Here is a 15,641-nt window from a genome sequence, read left to right on the forward strand (position 1 = left end):
CCGACCGATCCACGAGGGGTGTTCGAGAAGCCACAAGAACTGTGGGCCGAACGAGGTCAGAGGAGACGTACGAAGCTCGGGGTAAGCCGAGCGAAGCCGCGACTGTAGCACGGATCAGGGTTTTCACGGAAGCCACCCCGCAGGCACGGGTGTGCGGTCTGGCACACTCTTGGCCCGGGTCGGCAGAACACCCAGGCCTTGCCGCGCGGCAACCACCGCGAGCTGAACCTGCCAAACCAACGCCTTCGTTCACGTGGACCCCTCGCGTGCGCCCTGGCTGCAAGTCGGCAAGCCCAGCCTCTCGTATGGCGTGCGCATGGAGTGCCACCATGGCCCGTGAATCCCTGCCCCTCGTCGTGGACGATCTGTCCGCCTTCGCCAAGTCGCTGCGCGCCCAGTTGCTCAAGCATGAGCTGCCGCAGCCGCCCGGCCACCAGACCCTGCTGAACATGCTGGCCCGTGCGGCCGGACATCGCAATCTGCAGGCACTGAAGGCGCGGGCGGCGCCCGCACCCCTGCCCAAGCCGCCCGTGCCGGCCACCGAACTGAGCGACATCGTGAAGCGCACGCTGCGCCTCTTCGACGATCGGGGCCGGCTGACGCGCCTGCCCGTCAAGCGCTCGCTGCAATTGATGGCGCTGTGGGGCCTGTGGATGCGCTTCGACGCCAAGCGGCCCTACCGCGAACGCGAGGTCAACGAGATCCTGACCGCCTGGCACAGCTTCGGCGACTACTGCACGCTGCGCCGCGACCTCATCACGCAGAAGCTGATGGCCCGCACGCCGGACAGCTCGGTCTACACCAAGCTGCCCGCACGCCCGGGCGAGGATGCGATGGCGCTGATGCGGGCGCTACGCCAGCTCGGCAGCTAGCCAGCCGCGCAGGCTGTTGAAGAAGGCCAGGCCCGAAGCGCGGGCCAGGTCTTCGCGGGTGAGGCGCGCCTCGCGGATGCGGCCCTGGGCCAGCAACTCGCCGCGCAGCACGCCGGGCAGCAGGCCGGCGGCCAGTGGCGGCGTCAGCCATTGGCCGGCTATTTGCAAGGCGAGATTGCCGAAGCTGCACTCGGTCAGCTCGCCGGCCTCGTTCCAGAGGATGACGTCGAAGGCGTCGGCGGGCTTGGTGAAGGCATACAGCTCGCGCCGCGTCGTCTTGTGGGCCAGGTATTCGGCGCGCGGGCCTCGCGTCGGGATGTGCCGATCCGCCAGCGCCAGGCGCACGGGTTCGGCCGTCGGCGTCAAAGCGCTCAGCGTGTGACCCAGGCGCCCTTCGGCGTCGCAGGTCAGGCGCAGCCGCCAGTTGCCCTGCGGCTTTTCGGCGGCAACCGCCTTCAGGTACGCCCGTGCCTCGGCCAGCGAGAAGCGCAGGCCGAAGTGGCGCGCCGTGCGCTGCATGCGGGCCAGATGGGCGTCGCCGCGCAGCGCCGCGCCGGCCTCCAGGCGCAGCGTCTCCAGGGCCTCGACGGGTGCCTCGGCGCGCGCCAGGAAGCGCGACTTGGCTCGCCACTCGGCAATCTCGGCAGCGGGTTCGCTGTCCAGCGTGATGGCGCTGCCGACGCCGCAGGTCAGCGCGTCCTCATGAAACTCGACGGTGCGGATGGGCACATTGAAGCTGGCCACGCCGCCGGGCTGGATCAGGCCCAGCGCGCCGCAATACCAGCCCCGTGCCGTGGGCTCCAGCTCGCGGATGATCTGCATGGCCCTGACCTTGGGCGCGCCGGTCACCGAACCGCAGGGGAAGAGCGCCGCGAAAGCATCGGCCAGCGTCAGCCCGCTGCGGCTGACCGCCGTCACCGTCGATGTCATCTGCCAGACCGTCGGCAACGCATGCAGCTCGAACAGCCGCGGCACCCGCACCGTACCGAGCTGGGCGACGCGGCTCAGGTCGTTGCGCAGCAGGTCGACGATCATCAGGTTCTCGGCCCTTTCCTTCTCGCTGGTGCGCAGATGCTGCTGGGCGGCCTCGTCGTCGACACGGTCGCGCCCCCGCGGTGCCGTGCCCTTCATGGGCTGGGCGGCCAGCAGCCAGCTGGCCTTGGCGCCGGGCACGGGGCGCCAGTCGAAGAAGAGCTCGGGCGACACGCTGGCCGCGCCGGCCTCGCGCAGAAACAGGCTGAAGCCGCCGGGCTGGCTGGCATGCAGGGCGAGGAAGAGTTGCTCGGGGTCGAGAGTGCCCGCCGTGGCACGCAGCCGCGTCGTCAGATTGATCTGGTAGCAGTCGCCGTCGCGGATGTAGTCCCGGATGCCCTCGATGGCAGCCGTCGCATCGGGCTCGGTGTCCTGCCAGCCCAGCAAGCCGGTGTAGGCCTGAGGCAGTTCGGGCCAGGGCTCGGGTGCCGTCTCGTAGACGGCGAATTCGGCCAGGGGCGCAGTAGCCGCCTGCGTGGCCAGGGCCTTGTCGAAGGCGGCAGCCGCCTCGTAGCGCAGGCCGCCCAGCACCCAGGCGCCGGCCCGCGCGGCAACCTCGGCTTGCGAGATGACGGCGGACACCTCGTCCAGCCGTGTCGCGCGCAACCAGCGCGACGGCGGCGCACTCCAACAGCCGCGCAGTCGCTCGCCGTCCTCGCGGGCCAGCGGGTGGCGGGGGAAATCAAAGGCGGCGTGCAGCACGCGGCCGGGCTTAGAAAGCGGTCAACGCGGACAGCGGCTCGCAGGCCTTGTCGTCGCCCACGTCGGGTCGGAAGCACAGCGCATAGGCCTTGCCCTGGATCGTGCGATCCACCGTGCTGCCCGCCGGCACGCCTATCCACTCGACGTGCAGTTCGGCCTCAGGCGCATCGGCGCGCGGCGCGTCGACGAGGCGCACGCCGCAGCGGCCAGTCATGGACTTCACGCAGCGCAGGCTGAGCTTGCGGTCGCTCAAGGTATAGGCCAGCTCCCAGTCGCGACGCGTGTCGGTGCTGCGTACGACCTTCTGCACCAGGCGCGGCGCGCTGGCTGCCAGTTCTACGGCACGGCTGCCGCCGGCGAACAACGCCAACAAAAGAACCATGGCGCCTCCGGGCCGAGCGCCGGGCCGCTCCCTAGCCGGCCCGCTCAGGCGATGTGCTCGCGGCTCGAAGCCGTGAGCATCGCCGTCCCCTCGGGGGCTGAGGCCGGACACATGGCGCCCAGTGGGCGGCATGTGCCTGCCGAAGAGCTGCGGCGCCTGCCGTAGCGCGGTCTGCAAGACCGACCGGGATCGCCCGCGTCCGGCGGGGCGAGCCTGGGCGAGGGGCTGCGTCATGCCAGGTTCAGGAAGTGGGTGCGGTAGTGCACCAGTTCGTCGATGGACTCATGGATGTCGGCCAGGGCCGTGTGGGCCTGGGCCTTCTTGAAACCCTCCAGCGCGGCGGGCTTCCAGCGCTTGGCGAGCTCCTTCAGCGTGGACACGTCCAGGTTGCGGTAGTGGAAGAAGCTCTCCAGCTCCGGCATGTAGTTGGCGAGGAAGCGGCGGTCCTGGCAGATGCTGTTGCCGGCCATGGGGCTCTTGCCCTTGGGCACGTATTGCTTCAGGAAGGCGATGGTCTGGGCGGCGGCCTCGGCTTCGGAGACGGTCGAAGCCTTGACGCGGTCGATGAGGCCGCTCTTGCCATGGGTGCCCTTGTTCCAGGCGTCCATCTTGTCCAGCGTCTCGTCGGTCTGGTGCACGGCAAAAACCGGGCCTTCGACGCGTTTCTCGAGGTTGGCATCGGTCACGACGACGGCAATCTCGATGATGCGGTCGGTGTCGGGGTAGAGCCCCGTCATTTCGAGGTCGATCCAGATCAGGTTGTTTTCGCTGAGGGCAAGGGTGTCGGACATGGTGGGCTCACTCTGAGGATGGCGAATTCTCGCAGCCTAAAATTTGCCCATGTCTCCCCTGCTCCTGTCCGCCGCATTTGCGCTCGCGCTCGCGGCCTCGACCCTCGTCAAGTTCTGGCTGTCCTCGCGGCAGATCCGCCATGTGGCCGCCCACCGCGGCCAGGTGCCGCCGGCCTTTGCCGGCAGCGTCACGCTGGCGGCCCACCAGAAGGCGGCCGACTACACCATCGCCCGCTCCCGCTTCGGCCTGCTGGCCCTGGCCTTCAATGCCGCCGTGCTGCTGGGCTGGACGCTGCTCGGCGGGCTGAACGCGCTGAACGGCTGGGTGCTGGCCGCCAGCGGCGCCCTGCCCGAAGGCTGGCAGCCCATGGGCTATCAGCTTGGCCTGGTCGCCGTCTTCGTGCTGATCGGCTCGCTGCTGGACCTGCCCTGGGAGCTGTGGTCCACCTTTCGCATCGAGCAGGCCTTCGGCTTCAACCGCACCACGCTCAAGCTCTTTTTCGTCGACATGGCCAAAGGCCTGGGCGTCGGCGTGCTGCTGGGCCTGCCCATCCTGGCCCTCATCCTGTGGCTGATGGGCGCCATGGGCCCGCGCTGGTGGCTGTGGGCCTGGGGCGCCTGGATGGGCTTCAACCTGCTTGTCATGGTCATCTACCCGACCGTCATCGCGCCGCTGTTCAACAAGTTCGAACCGCTGACCGACCTGGCGCTGAAGGAACGCGTCGAGCAGCTGATGGCACGCTGCGGCTTCGCGGCCAAGGGCCTTTTCGTCATGGACGGCAGCCGCCGCTCCGCCCATGGCAATGCCTATTTCAGCGGCTTCGGCCCGGCCAAGCGCGTCGTCTTCTTCGACACCCTGCTGTCCAAGCTCAACGGCGGCGAGGTGGAAGCGGTGCTGGCGCATGAGCTGGGCCACTTCAAGCACAGGCACATCACCAAGCGCATCGTGTTGATGTTTGCCATGAGCCTGGCCGGCTTTGCGCTGCTGGGCTGGCTGATGCAGCAGCCGGCTTTCTACCTGGGCCTGGGTGCCCAGCCCAATCTCGGCGCGCCCAACGACGCGCTGGCGCTGATCCTCTTCCTGCTCGCCGGCCCGGTGTTCGGCTTCTTTGTCACGCCGCTGGCCAGTCATTTCTCACGCCGCGACGAGTTCCAGGCCGATGCCTATGCCCGCGCCCAGGCCAGTGGCGCCGACCTGTCGTCGGCCCTGCTCAAGCTGCACGAGGACAATGCGGGCACGCTGACGCCCGATCCGGTCTACGCCCGCTTCTACTACTCCCACCCCCCGGCCGCTGAGAGGCTTGCCGCACTCGCCGCATGAACGACCTGCTCCTGGCCCAATGTGACCCCAAGGCGCCCTTGATGGATGCCGACACGCGCGCCCGCGTGCTGGCCGCCCTGCCCGGCTGGCAGCCAGACGCCGACAACAAGGTCATCGGCCGCCGCTTCGGCTTCGAGAACTTCTACCAGACCATGGCCTTCGTCGACGCGGTCGCCGAGATCGCCCATGCCCAGGATCACCATCCCGACATGCTGGTCAGCTACGACGCCTGCACCATCAGCTACACGACGCATTCGCGCGGCGGGCTGACATTGAACGACGCCATCTGCGCGGCACAAGTGAGCGCCTTGCCCGAAGCGACCGCTACATGAGCAAGTTCCAGGCGCTGGACCTGGGACTGGTCGTGCGCGGCCATGGCCGCCACTACATCGTCGAGGATGCGGACGGCAAGCGCTTCGTCTGCCATCCGCGCGGCAAGAAGAGCGACGCGGTCGTCGGCGACCAGGTGCGCTTCGCCGAGTCTGGCGACGAAGGCGTCATCGAGGCCGTCGAGCCGCGACGCAATCTGCTGTTCCGCCAGGACGAGTGGAAGACCAAGAGCTTCGCGGCCAACCTCGACCAGCTGCTGGTGCTGGTGGCCGTCGAGCCCGTCTTCAGCGAAAGCCAGCTGGCGCGATCGCTGATCGCCGCCGAGTCCGCCGGCATCCGCATGGCCATCGCGCTGAACAAGACCGACCTGCCCGGCACCGATTCGGCCCGCGAGCGCCTGGCGCCCTACCGCGCCATGGGCCTGAAGATGTTCGAGGTCGCGCTGAAGGCCGACCGCGAAGGCTCGCGCGCGACGCTAGACCCCTGGCTGGCCGATCAACGCACCTTCGTGCTCGGCCCCAGCGGCACGGGCAAGAGCACGTTGATCAATCTGCTGGTGAAGGACGCCCAGGCCCAGGTCGGCGAGATCTCCCAGGCCCTGAACTCCGGCCGCCACACGACGACGACGACGCAGTGGTACTGGACCGACGAGACGCGCACGACGGCGCTGATCGACTCGCCCGGCTTCCAGGAGTTCGGCCTGCGCCAGATCGCTGCCGCCGACCTGTGGCGTTTCATGCCCGATCTGCGCGAGCATGCCGACTGCCGCTTCGCCAACTGTTCACATATTCACGAACCCGGCTGCGGCGTGCGCGCAGCGGTCGAGGCGGGCTTGATCAGCGCCAGCCGATACCGCATATATGGCGAAATCCTCGAAGAACTCCAACGCAAGACCTGGTGAAGACCACCTTACTGACTCTTTGCGCAGCGGCTCTGCTCGCGGCCTGCGCCACGCCCAGCCCACCGCCGCCCGCAACCGCTGAAGGGTGGCAGCCGCTGGCCCTGCCGGGCAAGAAGCCCACGATCTATCACTGGACCGAGAAGGACGGCCGCCAAGCCCTGGAGGCCTCCGCAGAACGCTCGGCCAGCATCTGGCGCAAGCGCCTGGATCCGGCGCTCGCGAGCGTCAGCGAGGTCAGCTTTTCCTGGTGGACCCAGAGCCTGATCGCCGGGGCCAATGTGGCCGACATCGACCATGAGGATGCCGTCGCCCGCGTCATCTTCGGCTTCGCCGGCGACATCGACAGGCTGCCGCTGCGCACCCGCATGAAGTTCGAGCTGGCCCAGGCCCTGACCGGCGAGCTGCCGCCCTACGCGACGCTGATGTATGTCTGGGACAGCAAGCTGCCGGTGGGCACCGTCGTCATCAACCCGCGCAGCGACCGCATCCGCAAGATCGTCGTCGACTCCGGCCCCGCCGAACTGCGCCGCTGGCGCGACCACCGACGCAACCTGGCCGAGGACTTCCGCCTGGCCTTCGGCGAAGCGCCGGGGCCGCTGACCTCAATGGCGGTCATGACCGACAGCGACAACAGCCGGGCATCGGCCCGCACCTGGTACGGGCCCGTCGAGCTGAAGTAGCTCAGTGCTGCTCGGGCGAGCGCAGCGACAGGGGCGCGGCGTCCGGCACTTCACGCGCCTCGACGTCGACCACGTCCCCCGCCGGTTGGCGGCGCTGGGCCCAGGGGTTCTTGTTGACGCGAAACTGCAGATTGGGCTTGCGGCCGGTCAGCAGGCTGACGATCAAAAAGGCCAGGAAGACCAGCACGGCGATCAGGAAAAGGCCCAGACCGATGAGGGCGCCAGCGGCGATCATCAGCAGGCGCACAAGCGTACGGAACAACGACATGGCTCTATTCTGAACGCTGGCCGCCGGCGGGGACTGTGACGATCGTCACCTCAGGTTCCTGTCTCAGCCCCGCCCGACAAACGGCATGGTCGTTGCCATCACCGTCATGGTCTGCACATTGGCCGACAGCGGCAGGCCGGCCATGTAGACGACGGCGCGGGCCACGTCCTCGACGTCCATGCGCGGCTCCACCGCCAGGCTGCCGTTGGCCTGGGGCACGCCACGCGCCATCTTCTCGGTCATCTCGGTGGCTGCATTGCCGATGTCGATCTGGCCTGCCGCAATGTCAAAAGCGCGGCCGTCCAGGCTCAGCGACTTGGTCAGGCCCGTGATGGCGTGCTTGGTGGCCGTGTAGGGCGCCGAGAAAGGCCGCGGCGCGTGGGCCGAGATGGAGCCGTTGTTGATGATGCGGCCGCCACGCGGCGACTGAGCCTTCATCAGCGCGAAGGCCCCACGGGCACAGAGGAAGCTGCCGGTCAAGTTGGTATCGACGACGGCCCGCCACTGCGCCACCGTCAGCTCGTCGATGGGTACCGGCGGCGCGCCGATGCCGGCGTTGTTGAACAGCAGGTCCAGCCGGCCGAAGCGCTCGCGCAGCGTCGCAAAGGCCGCATCGACCTGGCCCTCGTCGCAGACATCGGTCGGCAGCGCCAAGGCGTCAGGCAGGGTCTCGCGCAGGGCATCGGCCCGGCGACCCATCAGCGCCAGCGTCCAGCCCTCGGCAGCCAGCGCGCGGGCCACGGCCCGGCCGATGCCGGAGCCGGCCCCGGTGACGAGGGCGACCTTCATCGTCAACGACCGGTGGGCGAGACCAGGCTGCGCTGCACCCAGCCGCTGAAGTTGGCTGCATCGACCTTGACGAAGCCGTCCTTGACCTCACCGGTGGCGACCAGTTCGTCGCTGCGGTTCAGCGTGGCGACCACCTTGGCGTCGCGCGACGGCGCGGCATAGGCCTTCACATTGGAGATCTTGGCCACCAGCATCTGGCCGGCCGGGACGGGCGCGCCGGCCTGCGTGGAAGCGCCGGCGTTGGCATCGCCCGCGGCGCTGCCGGTGCGGATCAGGCTTTGCTGGTCGCGGATGGTCAGCACGATCTTGTTGTAGTTGTCGAGCAGGCTGGCCGCGATGAGCTTGCCCTCGGGCGTGCTGGTGTAGCCGCCTGCGGCACCGACCAGGCCACCGCCATAGCCCCAACCGCCGATGGAGAAGTCGGTCTTGGTGGCCTTGCCTTCGGCAGCGGCGACCTGGATGCTGGAGCGCACGTCGGCGATCAGCAGGCTGGTGCTGGCTTCCTTGAACTTCAGGCCGCCGGCAATCGAGCTGATGGCGCCCAGCTTGCCGCCGAGCAGGCCGCCCAAGGCACCGCCGACGCCGCCCGTATTGTTGGCAGCGACCAGCACATTGGGCGTCATGACGAAGTCGGCCGCCTGCATCTGGCCCTTGCCGATATTCGATTCCTGGCGCATCTCGCCGGCCGCGGCGAGGTTGCGCTCCTGCTGCAGGTTCTGCATGGCCACGCCGCGCTCGACGACGTCGAAGCAGCCCGACTGCTGCACCATCATGCGCAGCAGCGATGCGGGCGAGCCCAGGCCGTAATGCGACAGGTGGTTCCAGCCATGCTGGGGCTCGGCCACGGCCAGCACGCCAAGCTTCTTGGGGCACTTCTCGACATTGGAGCCCGCCTCCTGGGCCTGGGCGGCCATCGCGGCCAGAGCCAGCACGGCCATGCTGGGAATCTTGTTCTTCATCGTGAACCTCGCGTCGTTGTCGTAAGCCCAGGATTGTGCACAGCGCCCGGCGCCCGCGGCGTCCCCATTCCGCTGGAACGGGGTCGCCTGGATCAGGGGCGCAACACCAGGCGGTGCACCGTCTCGCCCGGCAGGAAAGGCAGGGCCTCGCCGGCCAGCCAAGCGGCATGGTCGCCGCGGTAGAAGGGTGACATCGGATGGCCGCTCTGGCCGCCCGGGATGACGAGGATGCCGCTCTCCTCATGGCCGGGCGAGACCACCATGCGCTCGCTCTGGCCATGGCCGTGGTTGTGCACCCGCGGCATATGGCTGTCGCCCGCCATGCCTTGCGACGCCTGGTCCAGCCAGCCGGCCAGTGCCGGCACGGCCAGACTGAGCGGGTGGCGCATGCTGGTGGTGTTGTCGGCACCCCAGGTGGCCGCGGCCAGGCTGCCGTATTTGTCGACCAGCTCCTTGCGGCTGTCCAGCACGGCGCGCTGCAGCAGCTCGGGCCAGCTCTTGAAAGCGGCCGGAAGGGTGTCGGGCCGTGCGGCCTGGATCAGGGCCCAGCCGGGCGTCTCGGGCACCAGCTTGAGGTCGGACAGCTTGAGCCCTTGAGCCTCCAGCAGGCCGGCCAAGGGGTCGAAGAGGCTCTTCAAGGCTTGCAGGCGGAAGGAACGCACCAGCAGATAGCCGACCGCATCGGGCCGGGCCGCGTCGGCACTCTTGTCGACCTCGGCGCGGTAGTCCGCCAGGCCGTTGGCCGCGACGAAGTCGGGCGTCAACACCTGCTGCTGCAGCAGTTGGCGCCAGCGCTGGTGGAAGAGCGCCCGGTGGTCGAGCTGGATGGCGTGCAGGCCGGCCTCGTCGAACTTGTCCTGGGCGCGCAGGCCGTCGCGGATCTGCTGGGCGCGGGCGCCGAGATCCCAGCCGCCATTGCCAACCAGCTTCATCGCGTCGCCGCCCACCATGCGCGAATTGGCTGTCCACAGGCGCCCGTCGGCCGGGTCGACGATGCGCGGCTGCTCGGCCGCGCCGAGATAGCCCTGCCAGCGCGAACGGCCATCGCTCCAGTCCTGCGGGCGGTCCATGTCTTCGACGCCCACACGCCTGGGCATGGCGCCGATGACGGTCCAGGCGATGCGCCCGCCGGCGTCGGCGACCAGCAGGTTCTGGGCCGGCATGCCGGCGCCCGCGGCCAGCTGCACGGCCTCGTCGACATTGCCGGCCGTCTCCATATGCATGAGGCGCAGATTCATGCCCTCGCGGTCATGGGCCACCCAGCGCAGCACATAGGCCTGGCCGCTGGGCGCCTTCTGGGGCATGACGGGCCCCCATTCGCTTTCCAGCACCACATGGTCGACCGCAGGCTCGCCGGCAATCTCGATGCGCTCGACGGCGCGCTGCAGCGGCTTCTCGACGCCGCCCGCCAGGTAGTGCGTGCCGGCCGCATTGAGCTTCAGAGCCACGACGTCGGCCCAGTCCGAGGTCGTGTTGGTGAAGCCCCAGGCCACATGGCCATTGCTGCCGACTACCAGCAGCGGCGCCCCGGGCAGGGTCACGCCGGCCACGTCGTGGCTGCCGGCCGTGTCCTTCCATTTCATGCGCGCCTTGAACCAGGTGCCGGGCGAGCGCAGGCCCAGGTGCATGTCATCGGCCAGGATGGCCCGGCCGGCGGCACCATGCGCGGCCGCGACGGCGAAGTTGTTGCTGCCGATGTCGCGCGCATCACGCAGGCTGCAGTCGCTGCAGGCCGTCTTGACGGCCCGCAGGGTGGCGGGCGAGGGGCCGGCGGGTAGCGGCACTACCGTCATGCGGCTGTCGTCCATGGCGGCCTGCCAGTCGGCGCTGTGCTGGGTCAGGAAGGCATACCAGTCCTCGGGGACGGCCTCGCGCAGCAGACCGGTCGCGACGTCGTCCCGCCCCTGCGAGCCCTGCAGGTCGAGATACATGCCGTAGGCGACCAGGACGGTATCGGCCGCCACCCAGGGCTGGGGTTGCTGGCGCAGCAGCAGGTATTCGGGTGGCCGCGCCGACAGGCCGGCCAACCCTGCGTTCACGCCGCTCACATAGGCATCCAGCAAGGCCCGCTCGTCGGCCGGCAGGGCCGCGATGCCTGCTTCAGCGCGATGGCGGAAGCGATGCAGACGACGCGATTTGTCCAATGGCAGGGCCTTGGCCCCGACCAGGGCTGACAGCTCGCCGGCGGCGTTGCGGCGCATCAGGTCCATCTGGAAGAAGCGCTCCTGGGCGTGGACAAAGCCCAGCGCCCGGGCCACGTCCAGGCGGCTCTCGGCCGTGATGGTCAGGTAGCCGCGGGCATCTCGTTGCAGCTCGGTGGGCGCGCTGAGGGCGGGCACGGCGCGCTCCCCATCGAGCTGGGCCAGGCTGCTGCGCAGCGTCAGCCAGATCGCCAAAGCAAGCAGCAGGACGAGGGCCAGCAGGCCGATGAGGATGCGCTTGAGCCACTTCATGAATACCCTTTGATCAGTTGGGGACAGAGCTGGCGCCTGCGGCGCTGCGGTCTGTCCCGCAAGTGAAAATCAGTTGGGGACAGAGCTGGCGCCTGCGGCGCTGCGGTCTGTCCCGCAAGTTCATCAGAATGTCCCCGGGTAGTTGCCGCCGTCCAGCAGGATGTTCTGGCCGGTCAGATAGCCCGCCTGGGCGCTGCACAGCATGGCGCAGATGGCGCCGAACTCGGCGGCCGTGCCGAAGCGCTGGGCCGGGATGGTCGAGCGCCGCCTGGCGGCGACCTCGTCGACCGACTGCCCGGCCTTGGCGGCGCCGGCGGCCAGGGTCTTCTTGAGCCGGTCGGTGTCAAAGGCGCCCGGCAGCAGGTTGTTGATCGTCACATTGGCCCCCGCCAGCCGCGGCTGGCGCGCGAGCCCCGCAACGAAGCCGGTCAGGCCCGAGCGCGCACCGTTGGACAGGCCGAGCACGTCGATGGGCGCCTTCACCGCACCCGAGGTGATGTTGACGATGCGGCCAAAGCCGCGCGACGCCATGGCATCGACCGTGGCCTTGATCAGCTCGATGGGCGCCAGCATGTTGGCGTCCAGCGCCGCGATCCACTGCTCGCGGCCCCAGTCGCGAAAATCCCCGGGCGGCGGACCGCCGGCGTTGTTGATGAGGATGTCGATGCGCGGGCAGGCCGCCACGGCTGCGGCGCGGCCCTCGGGCGTGGCGATGTCGCCGGCAACCGCCCGCACCTCGACGTCAGGATTGAGCGCCCGCAACGCATCGGCCGTGACCAGCAGATCGGCCTCGCCGCGCGCCGTGATGACGACGTTGACACCCTCGCCCACCAGGGCCTCGGCACAGCCGCGCCCCAGGCCCTTGCTCGCCGCGCAGACCAGGGCCCAGTGACCCTTCAAACCCAGATCCATCTCAGTCTCCCGACACCGCGAAAGACCGCATCATCGCGCGGCCGGGAGCCGTCGCTGCGCTCCGGGCCTAACGCCAGAACTTGCCGTCAGGCCCGACGATGGACACGTCGGTGAACTCCAGGCCGTTGTGGTCCTTGTCGGTGTAGTGCACCTGCAGGCCGCCGAGGTCGACGCGCGCGCCCTCAAGGGCCTTGGCGAAGGCCTCGCGGCCGATGTCCTTGCCGTTGGCGCGCTTGATGGTCTCGACGACCAGCTTGGCAGCGGCAAAGCCTTCCAGCTGGGCCGGCGTCAGTTCGCTGCGGCCGGCCGACTTGGCCAGGCCCAGGGCCTCACGCACCAGCGGATTGGCCGTGGAGCGCTCATAGGGGAAGAGCTGGGTCACGACGATGCCGCGGGCGTTCTCGCCCAACTGCTTGACGAAGTCGCTGGAGGCATTGTTGGACAGGGTCGCCACATGGGCCGTCGAGCCGGCCGCGCGCAGCGCCTGCACGCCCTCGACAACGGCATAGGCCGGTCCGATCAGCACCACGGCCTCGATGCCGGCCTTGGCGATGGACTGCATCACCGGCGCGAGATCGGGCTTGTTGCGATCGAAGCGCAGATTGGACAGGGCGCGCAGCTTGATGTCGTCCAGGCCCTTGATGGCGCCCTTGCCGGCGTCGTTGCCGAAGGGGTCGTTGACCTGCACGATGGTGATGCGCTTGACACCGATGCCGGCCAGGTGCTTGACGGCGCGCTCGGCCTCCTTCTGGTAGCTGGCGCGCAGGTGGTAGACCCAGGGCTGCACGGGGTCGCGCAGGCTGGCGGCACCGGTGGCGGGCGCAATCAGCGGCAGCTTGTTTTCCTTCAGTACCGGCAACAGGGCCTCGGTCGGGCCGGTGCCGCGGCTGAGCATCAGCGCCAGCACGCCTTGGGCTGCCAGGGACTTGGCGGCGGCCACGGCGGTCGCAGGGTCGTATTTGTCGTCCTGGGTGATCAGCTCGATGGTCTGGCCCTTGATGCCGCCCTGGGCGTTGATCGAGTCGAAATACAGCTTCGCGCCCTCGGCGCTCTCCTGCACGATGCCAGCGACAGGGCCGGTAAAGCCGGCCACCATGCCGATGCGCAGCGTGCTCTGCGCGAGCGCGCCGTTAGTTCCGATGCAAGCAGCGAACAATGCCGCCAGGCCAACCCAACGCTTCACTGTTTTTCTCCAGGCCAAGCGCCGACAGCGGCGCGTTTATGGCCGCGGATTGTGCGGCCAGCCCCCCTGCCCCCAGCAGCCCCCCTGCCCCAGGAAAAACCCGGGCCTCACCGGGCCCGAATGCGCATTTCGACCGCTTTTGCCCGGCCTACACTCTGGCCGCCCTGGCGCCCTTCCTGCGCCCGCCGGCACCATCCGCCCATGTCGGAAAGCCCCCTGCCGCCACCGCCCATCGCCCTGCCCCGCACGCCCGCTCCGGCGTTCGGCTGGCAGCGCAATTCCCTGACCTTCGCCGTCGTGCTGGCCCTGCTGCTGGGCCTGCTGCTGCCAACGACGGCCGTGCTGCTCTACGACGGGCAGAAGACCCGCGCGACCGCAATGGAAGACCTCAAGCGCGACCTCGCACGCGCCACCGAGGTCATGGCCCTGTCGCTGGCCGAGCCGGTCTGGCAGGTGTCGCCCGACCTGGCCGACCCCATGGTCAAGGCCCAGATGGACGACCCGCGCTTCGTGTCGGTGCAGGTCGTCGAGCCGGCCTCGTCGGCGCCCTTCTTGTCGCAACAGCGTGCCGGTGATGCCCCAGACGCCGACCTGGTGCTGAGCCAGACCCGCCCCATCCAGCGCGACGGCCGCGAGATCGCCAAGCTGACCGTCAAGATGAGCGCAGCCCCGCTGCTGCAGACCAAGCAGGCCGAGGTCTGGCGCACGGTCTGGCGCAGCGTGCTGACACTGACCCTGTCGCTGGTGCTGATGCTGTGGGTGCTGCAGCGCTATGTGATGCGTCCCATGACCGAGCTGACCGGCGCGGCCGAGGCGCTGGCGGCCGGACGGCTGGACCAGCCTTTGCGCGTGGGCGGCGCCGACGAGATCGCCCGCGTCGGCGTGGCCATGGAGCGCATGCGCCAGGCCCTGCTGTCGGCTTTCGAGGCCCTGCGCCAGCACAACCTCAACCTCGAGGAGACCGTCGCCCAGCGCACCGCCGAGCTGACGACCAGCAATGCCGAGCTGTCCGAGGCACTCGAGACGCTGCAGAAGGCCCAGCGCGAACTGGTCGAATCAGAGAAGCTGGCCTCGCTGGGCCGGCTGGTGGCCGGCGTGGCGCACGAGCTGAACACGCCCCTGGGCAACGCGCTGACCGTCGTGTCGGCCCTGGACGACCGCTACAAGCAGCTCGAGGCCATGCTGTCGGGCAGCGTGCAGATGCGCCGCAGCACGCTGGAGGAGCTGGCGCGCGACACGCGGCGCGGCCAGGACATCCTGCAGCGCAATGTGCAGAAGGCCGCCGACCTGGTGCGCGACTTCAAGCAAGTCGCCATCGACCAGACCGCCGACCTCAGACGCGACTTCGACCTCGCCAAGGTCGTCGAGGACGTGATGGTCATGGTGGAGCCCAGCTTCAAGCACACGCCCTTCGTCATCGACACCGACCTGCGCCATGGCCTGATGATGAACAGCTACCCCGGCGCCCTGGGCCAGGTGCTGACCAATCTGCTGATGAATGCGCTGCTGCACGGGTTCGAGGGGGTGGAGCGCGGGCACGTCAAGGTCTATTGCGCGCCGCTGGACGATCAGCAGGTCGAGCTCAGCGTCACCGACGACGGCCGCGGCATGGACGAGTCCGTGCGCCGGCGCATCTTCGACCCCTTCTTCACGACCAAGCTCGGCACCGGCGGCTCGGGCCTGGGCATGCACATCGTGCACAGCATCGTGACCAATGTGCTGGGCGGCCAGATCGAGGTGCGTTCCTCGCCCGGCCAGGGCACGCAGATGCTGATGAAGCTGCCGCTGCTGGCGCCTCAACGCGTCAGCGGCACGGCTTCAGAAACTCACTGAGACGCGGCCGAGGCAGGCGCCGAGGGCGCGTCGACGGCGGCCACGGCGGCTGATGCGGCCGACGCCGCCGGCTCATGGGCGCCGGCCGTCACATCATGCTTCTCGCCGCCCATGTCGATATTGCCGCCGCCCTTCATCAGGATGAAAAGCGCCAGCGCGGCAAACACGGCAAAACCCACCACCATCTTCCACATACCGTCACTCCGGTTTCGTTGAACTGGCGTGATTGTGTG

At 69.0% G+C, this 15,641-nt stretch carries 16 protein-coding genes; 6 read left to right on the forward strand and 10 right to left on the reverse strand.

What is annotated here, in order from left to right:
• The first annotated feature begins 329 nt into the window (after window positions 1-329).
• Window positions 330-872 carry a DUF2087 domain-containing protein gene (locus J2X20_RS03290; RefSeq protein ID WP_310260790.1) on the forward strand — a complete coding sequence of 181 codons (543 nt, stop codon included), beginning with the start codon at window positions 330-332 and terminating at the stop codon, window positions 870-872.
• Here J2X20_RS03290 and J2X20_RS03295 read toward each other — a convergent pair.
• From J2X20_RS03295 to orn, 3 genes are all read right to left on the reverse strand, one after another.
• Window positions 852-2,606 carry a chorismate-binding protein gene (locus J2X20_RS03295; protein ID WP_310260792.1) on the reverse strand — a complete coding sequence of 585 codons (1,755 nt, stop codon included), beginning with the start codon at window positions 2,604-2,606 and terminating at the stop codon, window positions 852-854. The genes J2X20_RS03290 and J2X20_RS03295 overlap by 21 nt on opposite strands.
• Window positions 2,607-2,616: 10 nt before the next feature.
• A complete protein-coding gene (locus J2X20_RS03300) occupies window positions 2,617-2,988 on the reverse strand; it encodes a hypothetical protein (RefSeq protein ID WP_310260794.1) in 372 nt (123 codons plus the stop codon).
• A 230-nt stretch (window positions 2,989-3,218) separates the two neighbouring features.
• Complete coding sequence (gene orn / locus J2X20_RS03305) at window positions 3,219-3,779, reverse strand: oligoribonuclease (RefSeq protein WP_310260796.1); 561 nt, start codon at window positions 3,777-3,779, stop codon at window positions 3,219-3,221.
• Between the two features lie 49 nt (window positions 3,780-3,828).
• Between orn and J2X20_RS03310 the strand changes: the two genes are divergently transcribed.
• The 4 genes from J2X20_RS03310 to J2X20_RS03325 are packed head-to-tail and all read left to right on the forward strand — an operon-like array spanning window position 3,829 to window position 7,011.
• Window positions 3,829-5,100 carry a M48 family metallopeptidase gene (locus J2X20_RS03310; protein ID WP_310260798.1) on the forward strand — a complete coding sequence of 424 codons (1,272 nt, stop codon included), beginning with the start codon at window positions 3,829-3,831 and terminating at the stop codon, window positions 5,098-5,100.
• Window positions 5,097-5,432 carry a 4a-hydroxytetrahydrobiopterin dehydratase gene (locus tag J2X20_RS03315; protein ID WP_310260801.1) on the forward strand — a complete coding sequence of 112 codons (336 nt, stop codon included), beginning with the start codon at window positions 5,097-5,099 and terminating at the stop codon, window positions 5,430-5,432. Before J2X20_RS03310 ends, J2X20_RS03315 begins: the two co-directional genes overlap by 4 nt.
• Window positions 5,429-6,331, forward strand: coding sequence for a ribosome small subunit-dependent GTPase A (rsgA, locus tag J2X20_RS03320; protein WP_310260805.1), 903 nt, complete (start codon window positions 5,429-5,431; stop codon window positions 6,329-6,331). Before J2X20_RS03315 ends, rsgA begins: the two co-directional genes overlap by 4 nt.
• Window positions 6,328-7,011 (forward strand): DUF3047 domain-containing protein, encoded by a 684-nt coding sequence (locus tag J2X20_RS03325; RefSeq protein ID WP_310260808.1) that lies wholly within the window; start codon window positions 6,328-6,330, stop codon window positions 7,009-7,011. Before rsgA ends, J2X20_RS03325 begins: the two co-directional genes overlap by 4 nt.
• Before the next feature lies 1 nt (window position 7,012).
• Here the strand turns inward: J2X20_RS03325 and J2X20_RS03330 are convergent, their stop codons facing one another.
• The 6 genes from J2X20_RS03330 to J2X20_RS03355 form a co-directional block, all read right to left on the reverse strand.
• Window positions 7,013-7,279: a hypothetical protein gene (locus J2X20_RS03330; RefSeq protein WP_310260810.1), complete on the reverse strand. Its 267-nt coding sequence runs from the start codon at window positions 7,277-7,279 to the stop codon at window positions 7,013-7,015.
• Between the two features lie 63 nt (window positions 7,280-7,342).
• Window positions 7,343-8,068 carry an SDR family oxidoreductase gene (locus J2X20_RS03335; protein ID WP_310260813.1) on the reverse strand — a complete coding sequence of 242 codons (726 nt, stop codon included), beginning with the start codon at window positions 8,066-8,068 and terminating at the stop codon, window positions 7,343-7,345.
• A 2-nt stretch (window positions 8,069-8,070) separates the two neighbouring features.
• Window positions 8,071-9,027: a CsgG/HfaB family protein gene (locus tag J2X20_RS03340; protein ID WP_310260815.1), complete on the reverse strand. Its 957-nt coding sequence runs from the start codon at window positions 9,025-9,027 to the stop codon at window positions 8,071-8,073.
• Window positions 9,028-9,119: 92 nt separating this feature from the next.
• A complete protein-coding gene (locus tag J2X20_RS03345) occupies window positions 9,120-11,480 on the reverse strand; it encodes a penicillin acylase family protein (RefSeq protein ID WP_310260818.1) in 2,361 nt (786 codons plus the stop codon).
• 123 nt (window positions 11,481-11,603) lie between these two features.
• The gene (locus J2X20_RS03350) at window positions 11,604-12,392 is read right to left on the reverse strand and encodes an SDR family oxidoreductase (protein ID WP_310260821.1); all 789 of its coding nucleotides are present in this window, start codon (window positions 12,390-12,392) and stop codon (window positions 11,604-11,606) included.
• A 67-nt stretch (window positions 12,393-12,459) separates the two neighbouring features.
• Window positions 12,460-13,575 carry an ABC transporter substrate-binding protein gene (locus tag J2X20_RS03355; protein ID WP_310260824.1) on the reverse strand — a complete coding sequence of 372 codons (1,116 nt, stop codon included), beginning with the start codon at window positions 13,573-13,575 and terminating at the stop codon, window positions 12,460-12,462.
• 201 nt (window positions 13,576-13,776) lie between these two features.
• Here J2X20_RS03355 and J2X20_RS03360 point away from each other — a divergent pair, with 201 nt between their 5' ends.
• Complete coding sequence (locus tag J2X20_RS03360) at window positions 13,777-15,408, forward strand: sensor histidine kinase (protein WP_310260827.1); 1,632 nt, start codon at window positions 13,777-13,779, stop codon at window positions 15,406-15,408.
• On the opposite strand, the gene J2X20_RS03365 is transcribed toward J2X20_RS03360, so the two are convergent.
• A complete protein-coding gene (locus J2X20_RS03365; RefSeq protein ID WP_310260830.1) occupies window positions 15,402-15,602 on the reverse strand; it encodes a hypothetical protein in 201 nt (66 codons plus the stop codon). The two genes, J2X20_RS03360 and J2X20_RS03365, sit on opposite strands and share 7 nt — an antisense overlap.
• Between the last annotated feature and the right edge of the window lie 39 nt (window positions 15,603-15,641).

Source organism: Roseateles saccharophilus (assembly GCF_031458095.1).
In the GTDB taxonomy this organism is placed as follows: domain Bacteria; phylum Pseudomonadota; class Gammaproteobacteria; order Burkholderiales; family Burkholderiaceae_C; genus Pelomonas; species Pelomonas saccharophila_A.

Bases quoted from the DNA above. Each gene is read 5' to 3' on its own strand.
- J2X20_RS03290 (WP_310260790.1), top strand. From the start codon at position 330: ATGGCCCGTGAATCCCTGCCCCTCGTCGTGGACGATCTGTCCGCCTTC.
- J2X20_RS03300 (WP_310260794.1), bottom strand. From the start codon at position 2,988: ATGGTTCTTTTGTTGGCGTTGTTCGCCGGCGGCAGCCGTGCCGTAGAA.
- orn (WP_310260796.1), bottom strand. From the start codon at position 3,779: ATGTCCGACACCCTTGCCCTCAGCGAAAACAACCTGATCTGGATCGAC.
- J2X20_RS03310 (WP_310260798.1), top strand. From the start codon at position 3,829: ATGTCTCCCCTGCTCCTGTCCGCCGCATTTGCGCTCGCGCTCGCGGCC.
- J2X20_RS03315 (WP_310260801.1), top strand. From the start codon at position 5,097: ATGAACGACCTGCTCCTGGCCCAATGTGACCCCAAGGCGCCCTTGATG.
- rsgA (WP_310260805.1), top strand. From the start codon at position 5,429: ATGAGCAAGTTCCAGGCGCTGGACCTGGGACTGGTCGTGCGCGGCCAT.
- J2X20_RS03330 (WP_310260810.1), bottom strand. From the start codon at position 7,279: ATGTCGTTGTTCCGTACGCTTGTGCGCCTGCTGATGATCGCCGCTGGC.
- J2X20_RS03335 (WP_310260813.1), bottom strand. From the start codon at position 8,068: ATGAAGGTCGCCCTCGTCACCGGGGCCGGCTCCGGCATCGGCCGGGCC.
- J2X20_RS03340 (WP_310260815.1), bottom strand. From the start codon at position 9,027: ATGAAGAACAAGATTCCCAGCATGGCCGTGCTGGCTCTGGCCGCGATG.
- J2X20_RS03345 (WP_310260818.1), bottom strand. From the start codon at position 11,480: ATGAAGTGGCTCAAGCGCATCCTCATCGGCCTGCTGGCCCTCGTCCTG.
- J2X20_RS03350 (WP_310260821.1), bottom strand. From the start codon at position 12,392: ATGGATCTGGGTTTGAAGGGTCACTGGGCCCTGGTCTGCGCGGCGAGC.
- J2X20_RS03360 (WP_310260827.1), top strand. From the start codon at position 13,777: ATGTCGGAAAGCCCCCTGCCGCCACCGCCCATCGCCCTGCCCCGCACG.
- J2X20_RS03365 (WP_310260830.1), bottom strand. From the start codon at position 15,602: ATGTGGAAGATGGTGGTGGGTTTTGCCGTGTTTGCCGCGCTGGCGCTT.